Here is a 12,292-nt window from a genome sequence, read left to right on the forward strand (position 1 = left end):
ATCAATTGGGCGGGGGCAGGTCGAATTCGTCGCCGCGACGTTCCTGCGATTGCTTGAGCAGTTCGTCGCTCCGCTCGGGGCGCGCCTGGTTGCTCGGGGTCAGCAGATCCTCCGGGGTCGGGGTCGCCTTGGCGCCATAAGGCGCGACCGGGAGCGACCGGCCTTCCGCGGGTTTGAGCGCGGACGATGCGCCGCACCCGGCGAGCAGCAACGCCGTACCCAGAGCGAGGGGAACCAGCAGAGGCTTCATCGTTGCGATCCTTCCCGCGCCGCCGCGACGGCCGCGCGCACATTGTCGGGCGCGGTCCCGCCGAAACTGGTCCGGCTCGCGACCGACGCGTCGATGCTCAGAACGCCGTAGACCCGTTCGTCGATCCGCGCATCGATCGCGCGCAGATCGTCGAGCGAGAGCGCATCGAGCATTACGCCCAGCGTCTCGGCGCGCCTGACCGCCTGCCCGGTGATATGATGCGCCTCGCGGAACGGCACGCCCGCCTCGCGCACCAGCCAGTCGGCGAGATCGGTCGCGGTCGCGAACCCCGATTCCGCGACCTGCCGCATCCGCTCGGTCCGGAAAGTGGCGCTCGCGACCATCCCCGTCATCGCCGCGATCGACAGGTCGAGCAGGTCATGCGCCTCGAACACGGGTGGTTTGTCGTCCTGCATGTCCTTGGAATACGCCAGCGGCAGGCCCTTCATCGTCACCATCAGCGCGGTCATGCAGCCGAGGATGCGGCCCGCGTGCCCACGCACGAGTTCGGCGGCGTCCGGGTTGCGCTTCTGCGGCATGATCGAGCTGCCGGTCGACCATTGGTCCGACAGCGAGACGAAGCCGAACGGCTGAGACGCCCATAGCACGAATTCCTCGGCCAGCCGGCTGAGATGCAGCGAACATTGCGTCGCCGCCGTCAGATAATCGAGCGCGAAGTCACGGTCCGACACGCCGTCGAGCGAATTGCGCGTCGGCCCGTCGAACCCGAGCGCCTGCGCGGTCATGGTCCGGTCGATCGGGAAGCCCGTCCCCGCCAGCGCCGCCGACCCGAGCGGGCACAGGTTGCCCCGCGCGCGCGCATCGGCGAAGCGGCTGCGATCGCGCGCGATCATCTCGTGATACGCCATCAGGTGATGGCCGAGCGTCACCGGCTGCGCGCTTTGCAGATGCGTGAAGCCGGGCATCACGCTCGCGGCATGTTCCTCGGCGCGGGTCAGCAGCGCATCCTGGAACTGGCCGAGCGCCGCATCGATCTGATCGATCGCGTCGCGCACCCACAGTTTGAAATCGGTCGCGACCTGGTCGTTGCGCGAGCGCGCGGTGTGGAGCCGCCCCGCGACCGGCCCGATCGCGTCGGCGAGCCGCGCCTCGGTCTGCATGTGGATGTCCTCGAGGACCATGTCCTCGGTCACGCCGTGTTCGGCATAATGCGCGGCGACCGTGTCGAGCCCTGCCGATATCGTCGCGGCGTCGTCCGCGGAGACGATGCCCTGTTGCCCGAGCATCGCGACATGCGCCTTGGATCCCGCGACATCCTGCCGCCACAGCCGCTTGTCGAACGGGATCGAGGCATTTATCGATCGCATGACCGCAGCCGGACCCTCGGCAAAGCGCCCGCCCCACATCGCATTGGATGTTTCGTTCATGTCAGTCTCGACCATTTTGGTGTTCCGCTCGGCGATCGTCCCGGTCCTGCTGCTGGGCCTTGTCGCGGGTTGCGATAAGCAAGTCTCGGGCAACCGGCAAGCCGAGGCGACTCCGGTCGCGTCCGCCCCTGCCAGCGCCGCGCCCAAGGCGGAGAAGATCGACCGCACGCACAAGGGCGACCCCGCGCCGTCGGTGAGCTTCGAGGGGCCGGACGGCAAGCCGATGACGCTCGCGCGGTTCAAGGGCAAGCCGGTGCTCGTCAACCTGTGGGCGACGTGGTGCGGCCCGTGCGTCAAGGAAATGCCGACGCTGGATGCGGCCGCCGAGTCCTTCACCGTCGCCGCGATCAGCCAGGACAAGGACCGCCCGACGATCGAGGCCTATTTCGCGAAGAACGGGTTCAAGCGGCTCAAGCCCTATCTCGACAAGAACGTCGCTTTGAGCGTCACCTATGAAGCCAGCCTGCCGATGAGCATCCTGTTCGATTCGACCGGCCACGAAGTCTGGCGCTCGACCGGGGGGATGGACTGGACGAGTGCCGAAGCGAAGGCACTGCTGGCGGAGGCGAAGTAACCTCTCCCCCCTACTTCCCCGGCGAAGGCCGGGGCCCAGTAGAGATGTCAGTGGTAACGGACGCAGCGCTTCAGCAATCAGCGTTCCGCACCTGGGCCCCGGCCTTAGCCGGGGAAGAAGGTATCAAAGGCAGCGCGAGTCCCGCTCGGGAGCCCCCGCCCCGCGCGTCTTCCACGCGCCGCCCGGCGCGCGATACTTGTCGCCCGGCGACGTCTTCGCGATCAGGTTGCACCCCGAGGTGAACGCGAAATCCTCGACCGTCGCGTTGTTCGCCGCCGCCTCGCGCGTGTAGACCGCCTTGCGCTGGATGTTGACGTGCGCGACCAGCGCCGACAGCGCGGGCGTCGACGCCCCCACCACGCCGAGATAGCCGTCGGGCTGCTCGCCGATCTGCCCGGCGGCGCGCGCCGCCTTCCAGTCGTCCTGCGCCAGCGCGACGCCCGCGGTCCCGAGCAACACTGCCGCGGCGAGCATCGCCGCCATTTTCCACGTACGCATTCAGAAGATTCCCGGGTTGGACTGGATCACCGTCTTGGCCTGATTGTCGAGCCGGTAGACGACTTCCTGCTTCACATTGATGTTGAGATTGATCTCGATCGGCTTGTCGGGCGCATTGATGCTGACGCAGCCCGCCAGCGCCATCGCGGCACCCAAACTCGCGGTCGATACGATATGTTTCATGCGTGCCGTGCTCGGTATTCCCATGGCCGTCGTCAATCCTGTTTCGCTCATGGCACGATTCTGCTTTCCGGGGGCTGAATAACGGGGGGTTTTGACTGCTTGTCCTGCTCCTGCAGCAGGCTCGGCAGATTGCGTTCGATCAGCCGCTTGGGGTCGTAGAAGCTCTGCGCCGAATCGATCAGCTGGCGGAACGGCGCGCGCACGCGGATATTGAACACCAGCGGCAGCTTCTGGAGGCGGTCGAACAGGAAATTGCGCTTGGCCCCCGCGCCCTGGCTGATCCCGGCGAACTTGACCTCGGTGATCATCTCGCCCGCGAGCGGCCCGTTCATCACCAGCGACAGGTTGCGGTAGCGCAGCGATTTCAGCGCCTGGAACGCGTAATTCGCCCAGAAACCGACGTCCTTCTGCGTGATCTCGCCGACATAGGCGATCGTCCCGCCGCCCGGCCGCACGACCAGCGTGCCGTCGGTGATCCGCCCCCCGGTCGAATCGAACACCATCGGCAACACCCCGTCGAACACCCCGGTCGCATCGAGGTTCTTGAAATCGAACTGCTGGAGGAATTGCGCCGCCTCCATGCCCGTCACGCGGAACGTCATCCGCCGTTCCTGCGGCGATCCGAAGTCGAGCAGCGTCGGCTCGAGCCGCAGCGTGCCCCCCGCGAACGGCCAGCGCCCCTCCTCGACCGCGATCCGCGTGCCCGGCAGCAATTGATACCGGATCGTCCCGTCGGTCACCGCGATCCCCGGGTTGATGCTCTTGACCGTCGCCACCTGCCCCGGCGCGGTGGCAAGCCCGAGCAGATCGGTAAAGCGGATCTCGCCCGCGATTCCCGTCACCGGGCCGAACGCGGCGGCGAGATCGGTGTTGGCGGTGCGGAACACGCCGTCGCTCGTCAGCCCTTGCGGGGTCCAGCGGATATGCCCCGCGCCCGAGACCGTGCCGACGACATCGGCGACCACGCCGAGCGTCAGCGGGGTCAGCAGCTCGGGCTGGACCTTCGGCCCGAAGACGATCCCCGGGACGCTCAGATCGGCATGGCCCGTTCCGGCGCTGAGATCATGGACGATCCTGACGTCCGCCACCCGGACGGTCCTGCTGGGTTCGACCAGCGTACCCGCCGCCGTGATCCGCCCCGCCTGCAACGCCAGCGTCACGCCCTGCGCGGCAAGCGGCCGGAAGCGCGAGACCGCCGCCGCATCCGCGACCGTCATCGTCCCGTCGAGCCCCAGCACCCCTTGGGCGAACCGCCACCCGCCGGTCGCGCCCGACAATACCAGCGGCACCGCGCCGATCTGCCCGCCTGCGCCGGCAAAGCGCCCCGCCGCGCCGCCGCCCGCCAGCGCGCCGCCAAGATCAGCGATGTCGAGCCGGGTCACGCGGTCCGGCGCGCCAAGCCGCAGGGCGACTCCTCCTGCGGCAAAGCGCCCGTCCGCCAGCGTCCAGGCGGCACGCTGCAATGCCAGCGTCAGCGGAGACGACCCGAGCGCCCCCGCCAGCCGCGCGCCGCCGATCCGCCCGCCGCCGCCGAGCTTGCCGTTCACCAGCCGCAGCATCGCGCCATCCTGCGGACACACCGTCACCGCCGAGCGCGGCAGGTCGACGCCGTTGGTCCGCAACCGCGCGAACCCCACCGCCGCGCACATGGGATTGACCACCAGCCCGCCACGCCCCCAGGTCGCGTCCAGCGGCACCGCGAGATCATCGACCCGCCCGTCGCCAAACGGTCCGCTGAGGACAACCCGCGTCGTGATCCGGCTGGCACCGCCGCCGCCCGCGCTTAACCGGACCGGTGCCAGCGCCAGCCGCGCGCCCGACGCGTCATACGGTGCGATCACCGCGGTCCCGACGATCGCCGCGCCGGGAGCCGCCTGCGCGAGCGTTGCGCGAATCGAGGGAAGCCCGCCGCCGTGTACTTCGGCATCGCCTTCGACCCGCAGCCCGCCCGGCCAGCGCCAGACGATCCCGCTCCCGCCCGAAACGCTCGCGCGCGCCCCCGACGCGCTGGCGAGATCGAGCCGCGACACCACGACCTGCCCGCGCGCGCCATCGACGATCGCCGACACCGCCGCCCCGCCGCCGATCGACCGCGCGGCGGCCTGCAACGCGGTTGAAAGCCGCGCGGCAAGCGGAGCGATCGGCGTCCCCGCGCCCGCCGTCCGCAACGGCGCCAGCCGCGCGAGCAGCGCGGGCGGGACGACACCGCGTTCCGCGCGCACCTGCCCGTCGAAGGCGAAACCGTCATCGGCATAGCGGTAGCGCCCCGAAACCCCGGTGCCACCCGCCGCCGCGCGCTGGCCCGATGCGGCATTGGTCATCGTCATCGGGCCCGAATTGAGTTCGAGCGTCCCCGAAACGTCGCTCGCCGACCCGACGAACGTCACCGGCCCCGCAACCTGCCGCGCCACCACGCCAGCGCCCGCGACCTCCCCGACCGCCAGCAACGCCTTGCCCTTGAAGTGATCGAGCGTCAGCCCGAGCGCGACCGACAGGTCGGCGCGCGCGCGCGTGACCGAGGTTCCGCCGCACGCACCGCGATCGATCGCGACCGGCCCTGCGAGACTCGGGCGCGCGGCATCGATCCGCACCGCAACGTCGGCATCCAGCGAAGCGATTCGGCACGCGCCGATCTGCAGCAGCGCCGATTTCGCCGCCAGCGTGCCGCGGAACCCGTCGTCGAGCCGCCCCTTCCCCGCCACCACGAGCGCGACCGGCCCGTAAGGCGTGCCGAGCGCAATTCTCGCGTCGCCGATCTCGGCGTGGATCGCGGGCAGCGCGAACGGCTTGCCCGACGGTGCCGGCAGCAACCGATCGATCGCGCCGAACGACACCGTGCCCTTCGCCAGCGTCGCACGCATCGCGACGTGTCCGGCGCGGATCGCGGTCACGCCGACGCCGGAGAACCACAGGCTGGTATCGACCTCGACCCAGTCCGCCACCAGATCGGGCCGCGCCGGATCGCCGATCCGCACGTTGGTCAGCCGCTGCGTGCGCAGCCCGATCCGCGAGATTTCGTACCGCGCGGGCACGTGCGCGGCGCGGAGCGCGTCATCGATGAAATGCTCCGCCACCGGTTTGCGCGCGAGCCACACCGCAGCAAGCACGACGATGACCGCCAGCACGATGCCGGGCACGATCCATCGCCACAGCGCGCGACCCCGCTCGGTTGGCCCGGGCGAAACCGATTCCTCGGAAATATCGTCCGTCACGCCGTCTTCGTCACCCGCATTGCCTTGCGCTACGACCTTAGACGGACAAACGCCCCCCCGTCACCCTCGCGCAAGCCCGCCCTCTGCGAAACCTCCATTCAGCGTCCCCCTGAACGCGTTTCAGGGTCCACCGCGCCACAATGGCTGACTGTCCGGGCGGAGGGCTGGAGGCTGAAACACGTTCAGCATGACGACGATTGGGGGCGGCGCGGACGAGCATCACCGCAACAGAGCCTTCCGCGGAGGTCTCGCCTTCGTCCGAAGACACGAAGCGTGATGTCCATCGGCAACGTCCGCAGACGGCGCGCCGCCACGGTGACGACGCCAATCCCGTCCCCTCTACTTCGACCAGCGCACGAAGATCGCGGTCGGCAGCAGCAACCCGCGCGCTTCCTCGCGCACCGCCATCTCGCCGACCTCGACCGTCCCGCCCAGATCGCCTAGCGCCTGCCGCACCAGCTCGCCGATCGCGAGCGCCGACATCCGCACGGCATAGACCGTCAGCACCAGGAACTTGCTCTCCGCATCGAGCAGCGCGCGGCAATCCGCGATCAGCGCCGGCAGATTTTCCTCCAGCCGCCACACCTCGCCCTCCGGCCCGCGCCCGAACTTGGGCGGATCGAGGAAGATCCCGTCGTAGCGCCGCCCGCGCCGCACCTCGCGCGCGGCGAACTTGGCGGCATCGTCGACCATCCAGCGGATCGGGCGATCCGCCATGTCGGACAGGAACGCGTTGGACTTGCCCGCCTCGACCGACTTTTTCGACGCATCGACATGCGTCATCCGCGCGCCCTTCGCGGCGAGCGCGAGCGTGCCGACCCCGGTATAGCCGAACAGGTTGAGCACCTCGTCGCCCTCGGCCACGCGCCCGCGCATCCACGCCCATTGCGCGGCCATGTCGGGGAAGAAGGCTAGATGCCGGAACGGGGTGTTCTGCGCGAGGAACAGCAGTTCCTCCCAGCGCACGTGCCAGCCCCCGCGTGGCACGTCCTTCGACAGATGCCACTTGCCGCCACCATCCTCGTCGGACGCGCCGATGAAGTCGCCGTCGGCTTCCCAACGGTCGGACGCGGGGGCCCACATCGCCTGCGGTTCGGGCCGGATGAAGCGGAAGCGGCCGTAGCGCTCGAGCTTGCGGCCATGGCCGGAGTCGACCAGCCCGTAATCGGCCCAGGGTTCGGTGATCAGAGTCGTCAGGGTCATCGTTCAGGCCTTCGCCACCGCCCGCTCGGCGATATACGCTGTCACCGCCGCGAACGTGCCCGGCAAACTGTCATAGCGTTCCTCGCGGTCGAACAGGTCGCCGATCCGCGGCGGCAGGCTCGGCCGCTTGCCGGTCGCGCGCTCGACCGCGTCGCGGAACTTGGCAGCGTGCGCGGTCGCCAGCGTCACCACCGGCACGTCGGCGGGAAGCCCGGCACGATGCGCTGCCGCCAGCCCGATCGCGGTATGCGGGTCGATCACCTGCCCGCTGCGCTCGCTCGTCCGCCGCATCGCAAGCGCCATGTCGTCGAGATCGACGCTGTCGCTCGCAAACAGCGCGGACGCGCCGTCGCGCTGCGTATTGGTCAGCTGCATCGCGCGCGTCGCCTCGAACCCCTGCATCTGCGCCGCCAGCGCATGGCCGTCGCGCCCGCCGAGATCGAACAGCAGCCGCTCGAAATTGCTCGACACCTGGATGTCCATCGACGGGCTTGGCGTCGGGATGACGCTCCGGCTCGAATAATCCCCGGTCGACAGCGCGCGCGCGAGGATGTCGTTGACGTTGGTCGCGACAATCAGCTTGGCGACCGGCAACCCCATCTTGGCGGCGACATAGCCCGCGAACACATCGCCGAAATTGCCCGTCGGGACCGAAAAGGCGACCGGCCGCTCGGGCGCCCCCAGCCGGACTGCGGCGTAGAAATAATAGACCACCTGCGCCATCAGCCGCGCCCAGTTGATCGAATTGACCGCCGACAGCGCGAACTTCCCCGAGAAGGCGTCGTCGTTGAACATCGCCTTCACCAGCGCCTGCGCATCGTCGAAGCTCGAATCCTCGAGCGCGATGTTGTGGATGTTCGGCGCGATCACCGTCGTCATCTGCCGCCGCTGGACGTCCGACACGCGCCCCTTGGGGTGGAGCATGAACACGTCGACCCCGGCGCGCCCCGCAAGCGCATCGATTGCCGCCGACCCGGTATCGCCCGATGTCGCGCCGATCACGGTCAGTTGCTGGCTGGTGCCCGTGAGGAAGCGTTCGAACAGCAGACCGAGCAGTTGCAGCGCGACGTCCTTGAACGCGAGCGTCGGCCCGTGGAACAGTTCGAGCAACCAGTGCTGCGCATCGAGCTGCACCAGCGGGACGACCGCGGCATGCGCGAACCGGCCATAGGCCTCGGTGCACAAGCCGCGCAGCTCTTCCTCGGTCAGCGCATCGCCGACGAACGGCAGCATCACCTGCACCGCGGTCTCGACATAGGAGAGGCCGCGCATCCCGGCGATCTGCTCCGGCGTGAACTGCGGCCAGCTTTCGGGGAGGTACAATCCGCCGTCGCTCGCCAGCCCGGCGAGGGTCACGTCACGGAAATCGAGGGTCGGCGCGGAGCCGCGCGTGCTGATATAGCGCATGGAGACTTCGGTTAGCGGGCCGCGGGCGACTCGGCAACCGCGCGCCGCCTGAGCGCAAGCGCATAGATTATTGCGGCGATCGCGGCGAAGATGAACCATTGTACCGCATACGCGAGGTGGTTGTTGGGCACCGCCGACAGATCGGGCTGCGGATTCGGGTCGAGCCCGGCGAGCGGCGGGTCGGCCACCAGCATCAACGTCTTGGGCGCGGCGCTGCCGAACAGACCGGCGATCAGCGGCTGATGGTCCGGCGCGTGGCTGATATAGCCGCGGACCGGCCCGCCTTTCCACGATGGCCTGGCGTGCGGATCCTTGCCGAATCCGAGCTGCACCGTGAAGCCCGGCCCTTCCGCGCCCGTGCGGCACTGAGCGATCTGGCGCCAGCCCGTGCCACCGCGCGCATTGCGCCCGCCCTCGATCGCAAAGCTCACGGGCTCAAGGCATAAGGCACTGGAACGGCGGAACAAAAGCCCGTCATCCATAGGGATTGCCGGGAACGCGACCGGCGGCAAAGTGACGTTCCGCGCGTAATGCGCGAGCAGCGCGGCCTTGTCCGCCCGCCGCCCGAGCTGCCACACGCCAAGTGCAACCATCGCGATGATTGCGAGCGTAACCAGGATCGTCGCGAAGACCGGAACGCGCTTCATGGCGGGGTGATTCGTCCCTCATGCGCGGCGTTGCGATACTCCGCGCCCAGCAACGCCGCCTTGGCGACGCGCAGCGACCCGACCACGCCGAACACCGTGATCGGCAACCAGATGATCAGTTGAAGCCAGATCGGCGGCCCCCACGCGAGCTGGATCGTGATCGCGAGCCCGACGATCAGCGCGCCCAGCACCAACGTCAGGATCGCCGCCGGCCCGTCGCCCACGTTGAACGCGCTATAATCCAGCCCACAGCGCGGGCATTTGGCAGCGAAGTCGAGCCACCCGCGGAACAGCCCCGGCGCGCCGCAGCGCGGACAAAGCCCCTTCACCGCGGCGGCGACCGGGTCCGGCGCGACGAAGGTCTCGGCCCGCTCGGGCGGCATCACCCGCTATGGACCGGCGCGCCCCAGCCGCCCCAGACATAGACGGTGACGAACAGGAACAGCCAGACCACGTCGACGAAGTGCCAGTACCACGCCGCCGCCTCGAAGCCGAAATGCTGCTTGGGCGTGAAGTCGCCGCGATAGGTGCGGATCAGGCAGACGATCAGGAAGACCGTCCCGATCATCACGTGGAAGCCGTGGAACCCGGTCGACATGAAGAACGCCGCGCCATAGTTGAGCCCCTTGAACGGGAACGGCGCTTCCGAATATTCGAACGCCTGGATCGAGCTGAAGATCAGCCCCAGGATGATCGTCGCCCACAGCCCCTTCTTGAGCCCCTCGCGATCGCCATGGATCAGCGCGTGGTGCGCCCAGGTGACGGTGGTGCCGCTGGTCAGTAGGATCAGCGTGTTGAGCAGCGGGAACTTGAACGCATCGATCACTTCGAGGCCCTTGGGCGGCCACTGCCCCGCGCCGCGCGCGACGTCGGCGATCAGGCTGACCTTGCCGTCGAGCACCTGGATCCCCGCCGGAAACAGCGAGAAATCAAAGAACGCCCAGAACCATCCGACGAAGAACATCACTTCCGATGCGATGAACAGGATCATGCCGTAGCGCAGATGCAACTGGACGACCGGGGTATGATCCCCCGCATTGGCCTCGAGCACGATTTGCCGCCACCAGCCGTACATCACCGCGAGAACGCCCGCGAGCCCGGCGTAGAAGATCAGCCCGCCGCCAACCGCGGAGTGCATCCACATGATCCCGCCCGACGCCATCGCCAGCGCCGCCATCGAACCGGCCAGCGGCCAGATGCTGGGCGGCAGGATATGGTAATCGTGGTTCTTGGCACCGGCCATGTTGCATCCCCGTCGTATGATCGTTGGATCGATCGGTTTTTCGTACCCTAGCTTTTGGCTTTCGCCGAATCCACCGGGTAAAACGTGTAGCTTAGCGTAATCGTCTCGACGTCGTTCGCGTCCGGATCTGCGAGGATCTTCGGGTCGACGAAGAAGATGACCGGCATCCGCGCGGTCTCACCCGGTTGCAGCGTCTGCTGGGTGAAGCAGAAACACTGGATCTTGGTGAAATATTTGCCCGCCTGTGCGGGCGTCACGTTGAACGTCGCGGTGCCGGTGATCGGCTTGTTCGACGTGTTGGTCGCGGTGAAGAACGCCATGTCGCGCGCGCCGACGTCGACCGTGTCGTACGGGTTTTCCGGGGAAAACTTCCACGGCATGTGCGGCGCGACGTTGGTGTCGAAATCGATCCGGATCTGGTGGTTCTTGACCGCTCCCGGCGCGACCGTCCCACGTTGCGTCGTGCCGTTGAGGCCGGTCGCCTGGCAGAACATCCGGTACAGCGGGATGCTCGCCCAGCCGAGGCCGGACATGAAGCAGATCCCCAGCACCGCGAGCAACGCGGTGCGCAGCTTGCGATCCATCCGGGCGATCCGGCCGGTCATTGGTGCGGCATCCCCGCCTTGATCTTGGCGATGCTGATCGCGAACACGAGGATCACGAACGCGAACAGGATGATCGCGAGTGCAGTTGCCCGCGCGCGCTGCCGCTTGCGGACCAGCGCCGCCTGGATGGTCGGGTCTGGAAGCTCGTTCATGCGAGGCACCGATCAGTCGCGAGGGTCGCGAAGATCGCGAGGATATAGCCGATCGAATAGACGAACAGCCAGCGTTCGGCCTTCATCGTCGCGGGCGTCTCCGCGCGCTGGATGACGACCCAGATGGTCAGCCCGAGGAAGATCGCCGACAGCACTGAAGCGACGATGCCGTAGAGCGACCCCGCGAGGCCCAGCGGCCAGGGCGAGATCGCCGCCGCGGTCATCAGCACCGCATAGAACAGCATCTGCGCGCGCGTCGTCTTCGCGCTTGCCACGACCGGGAGCATCGGCACGCCGCCCTTGGCGTAATCATCGCGGATCAACAGCGCGAGCGCCCAGCTGTGCGGCGGGGTCCACAGGAAGATGATCGCGAACATAAGCAGCGGCAGCGCGGAGACCGACCCGGTCGCCGCGACCCAGCCGATCAGCGGCGGGAAGGCACCGGCCGCGCCGCCGATCACGATGTTCTGCGGGGTCAGACGCTTGAGGCCCACGGTATAGACGAGCACGTAGAACAGGATCGATACGGCCAACAGCGCGGCCGCCGGGATGTTGATCGCCAGCCCCATCAGCAGCACCGAGAACACCCCGAGCGCGACGCCGAACTGGAGCGCAGTCTCGCGCTCCATCTTGCCGGCCGGGAGCGGGCGCTTGGCGGTGCGCTTCATCAGCGCATCGATGTCCGATTCATACCATTGGTTCAGCGCGCCCGCCGCACCCGCCGCAAGCGCGATCGCGAGGATCGCGGTGAAAGCGAGGACTGGGGGCAGCGATACCGGCGCGGCGAGCATCCCGCACAGCGCGGTGAACACGACCGAGCGCATCACGCGGGGCTTGGTCAGCGCAAAGAAGTCGCGCCAGTCGGCGGGAAGGCTCGGATTGGAAACGGTCACAACGGTCATTTACAAAATCCTCCCCTCCCGCTCGCGG

General features: G+C 68.2%; 14 protein-coding genes. 1 reads left to right on the forward strand and 13 read right to left on the reverse strand.

What is annotated here, in order from left to right; all coding sequences use genetic code 11:
- Window position 1: 1 nt before the first annotated feature.
- Together RH91_RS04125 and argH are read right to left on the reverse strand one after the other, a co-directional pair.
- Window positions 2–250 (reverse strand): hypothetical protein, encoded by a 249-nt coding sequence (locus RH91_RS04125; protein ID WP_010161293.1) that lies wholly within the window; start codon window positions 248–250, stop codon window positions 2–4.
- The gene (argH, locus tag RH91_RS04130; RefSeq protein WP_029623593.1) at window positions 247–1,617 is read right to left on the reverse strand and encodes an argininosuccinate lyase; all 1,371 of its coding nucleotides are present in this window, start codon (window positions 1,615–1,617) and stop codon (window positions 247–249) included. Before argH ends, RH91_RS04125 begins: the two co-directional genes overlap by 4 nt.
- A gap of 19 nt (window positions 1,618–1,636) precedes the next feature.
- On the opposite strand from argH, the gene RH91_RS04135 reads away from it, so the two are divergent.
- Window positions 1,637–2,212 (forward strand): TlpA family protein disulfide reductase, encoded by a 576-nt coding sequence (locus RH91_RS04135; protein ID WP_037478520.1) that lies wholly within the window; start codon window positions 1,637–1,639, stop codon window positions 2,210–2,212.
- 123 nt (window positions 2,213–2,335) lie between these two features.
- On the opposite strand, the gene RH91_RS04140 is transcribed toward RH91_RS04135, so the two are convergent.
- The 11 genes from RH91_RS04140 to RH91_RS04185 form a co-directional block, all read right to left on the reverse strand.
- Complete coding sequence (locus RH91_RS04140) at window positions 2,336–2,710, reverse strand: YdbL family protein (protein WP_029623594.1); 375 nt, start codon at window positions 2,708–2,710, stop codon at window positions 2,336–2,338.
- Window positions 2,711–2,893, reverse strand: coding sequence for a YnbE family lipoprotein (locus RH91_RS04145; RefSeq protein WP_010214739.1), 183 nt, complete (start codon window positions 2,891–2,893; stop codon window positions 2,711–2,713). It lies immediately after the preceding gene.
- Between the two features lie 47 nt (window positions 2,894–2,940).
- Complete coding sequence (locus RH91_RS04150; protein WP_010161298.1) at window positions 2,941–6,105, reverse strand: YdbH domain-containing protein; 3,165 nt, start codon at window positions 6,103–6,105, stop codon at window positions 2,941–2,943.
- 339 nt (window positions 6,106–6,444) lie between these two features.
- A complete protein-coding gene (locus RH91_RS04155; RefSeq protein ID WP_010161299.1) occupies window positions 6,445–7,308 on the reverse strand; it encodes a class I SAM-dependent methyltransferase in 864 nt (287 codons plus the stop codon).
- 3 nt (window positions 7,309–7,311) lie between these two features.
- Window positions 7,312–8,715, reverse strand: a complete 1,404-nt coding sequence (gene thrC, locus RH91_RS04160) for a threonine synthase (RefSeq protein WP_010161300.1) — start codon at window positions 8,713–8,715, stop codon at window positions 7,312–7,314.
- An 11-nt stretch (window positions 8,716–8,726) separates the two neighbouring features.
- Complete coding sequence (locus RH91_RS04165; protein WP_010161301.1) at window positions 8,727–9,362, reverse strand: SURF1 family cytochrome oxidase biogenesis protein; 636 nt, start codon at window positions 9,360–9,362, stop codon at window positions 8,727–8,729.
- Window positions 9,359–9,745 (reverse strand): DUF983 domain-containing protein, encoded by a 387-nt coding sequence (locus tag RH91_RS04170; RefSeq protein ID WP_010161302.1) that lies wholly within the window; start codon window positions 9,743–9,745, stop codon window positions 9,359–9,361. The genes RH91_RS04165 and RH91_RS04170 overlap by 4 nt, the downstream gene beginning before the upstream one ends.
- Complete coding sequence (locus RH91_RS04175) at window positions 9,745–10,605, reverse strand: cytochrome c oxidase subunit 3 (RefSeq protein WP_010161303.1); 861 nt, start codon at window positions 10,603–10,605, stop codon at window positions 9,745–9,747. The genes RH91_RS04170 and RH91_RS04175 overlap by 1 nt, the downstream gene beginning before the upstream one ends.
- Window positions 10,606–10,652: 47 nt before the next feature.
- Window positions 10,653–11,210: a cytochrome c oxidase assembly protein gene (locus RH91_RS04180; RefSeq protein WP_010161304.1), complete on the reverse strand. Its 558-nt coding sequence runs from the start codon at window positions 11,208–11,210 to the stop codon at window positions 10,653–10,655.
- Window positions 11,207–11,362 (reverse strand): hypothetical protein, encoded by a 156-nt coding sequence (locus tag RH91_RS22800; RefSeq protein WP_170318328.1) that lies wholly within the window; start codon window positions 11,360–11,362, stop codon window positions 11,207–11,209. Before RH91_RS22800 ends, RH91_RS04180 begins: the two co-directional genes overlap by 4 nt.
- Window positions 11,359–12,264, reverse strand: a complete 906-nt coding sequence (locus RH91_RS04185; RefSeq protein ID WP_010161305.1) for a heme o synthase — start codon at window positions 12,262–12,264, stop codon at window positions 11,359–11,361. Before RH91_RS04185 ends, RH91_RS22800 begins: the two co-directional genes overlap by 4 nt.
- Window positions 12,265–12,292: the final 28 nt, after the last annotated feature.

The organism is Sphingomonas sp. PAMC 26617 (assembly GCF_000242835.1).
In the GTDB taxonomy this organism is placed as follows: domain Bacteria; phylum Pseudomonadota; class Alphaproteobacteria; order Sphingomonadales; family Sphingomonadaceae; genus Sphingomonas.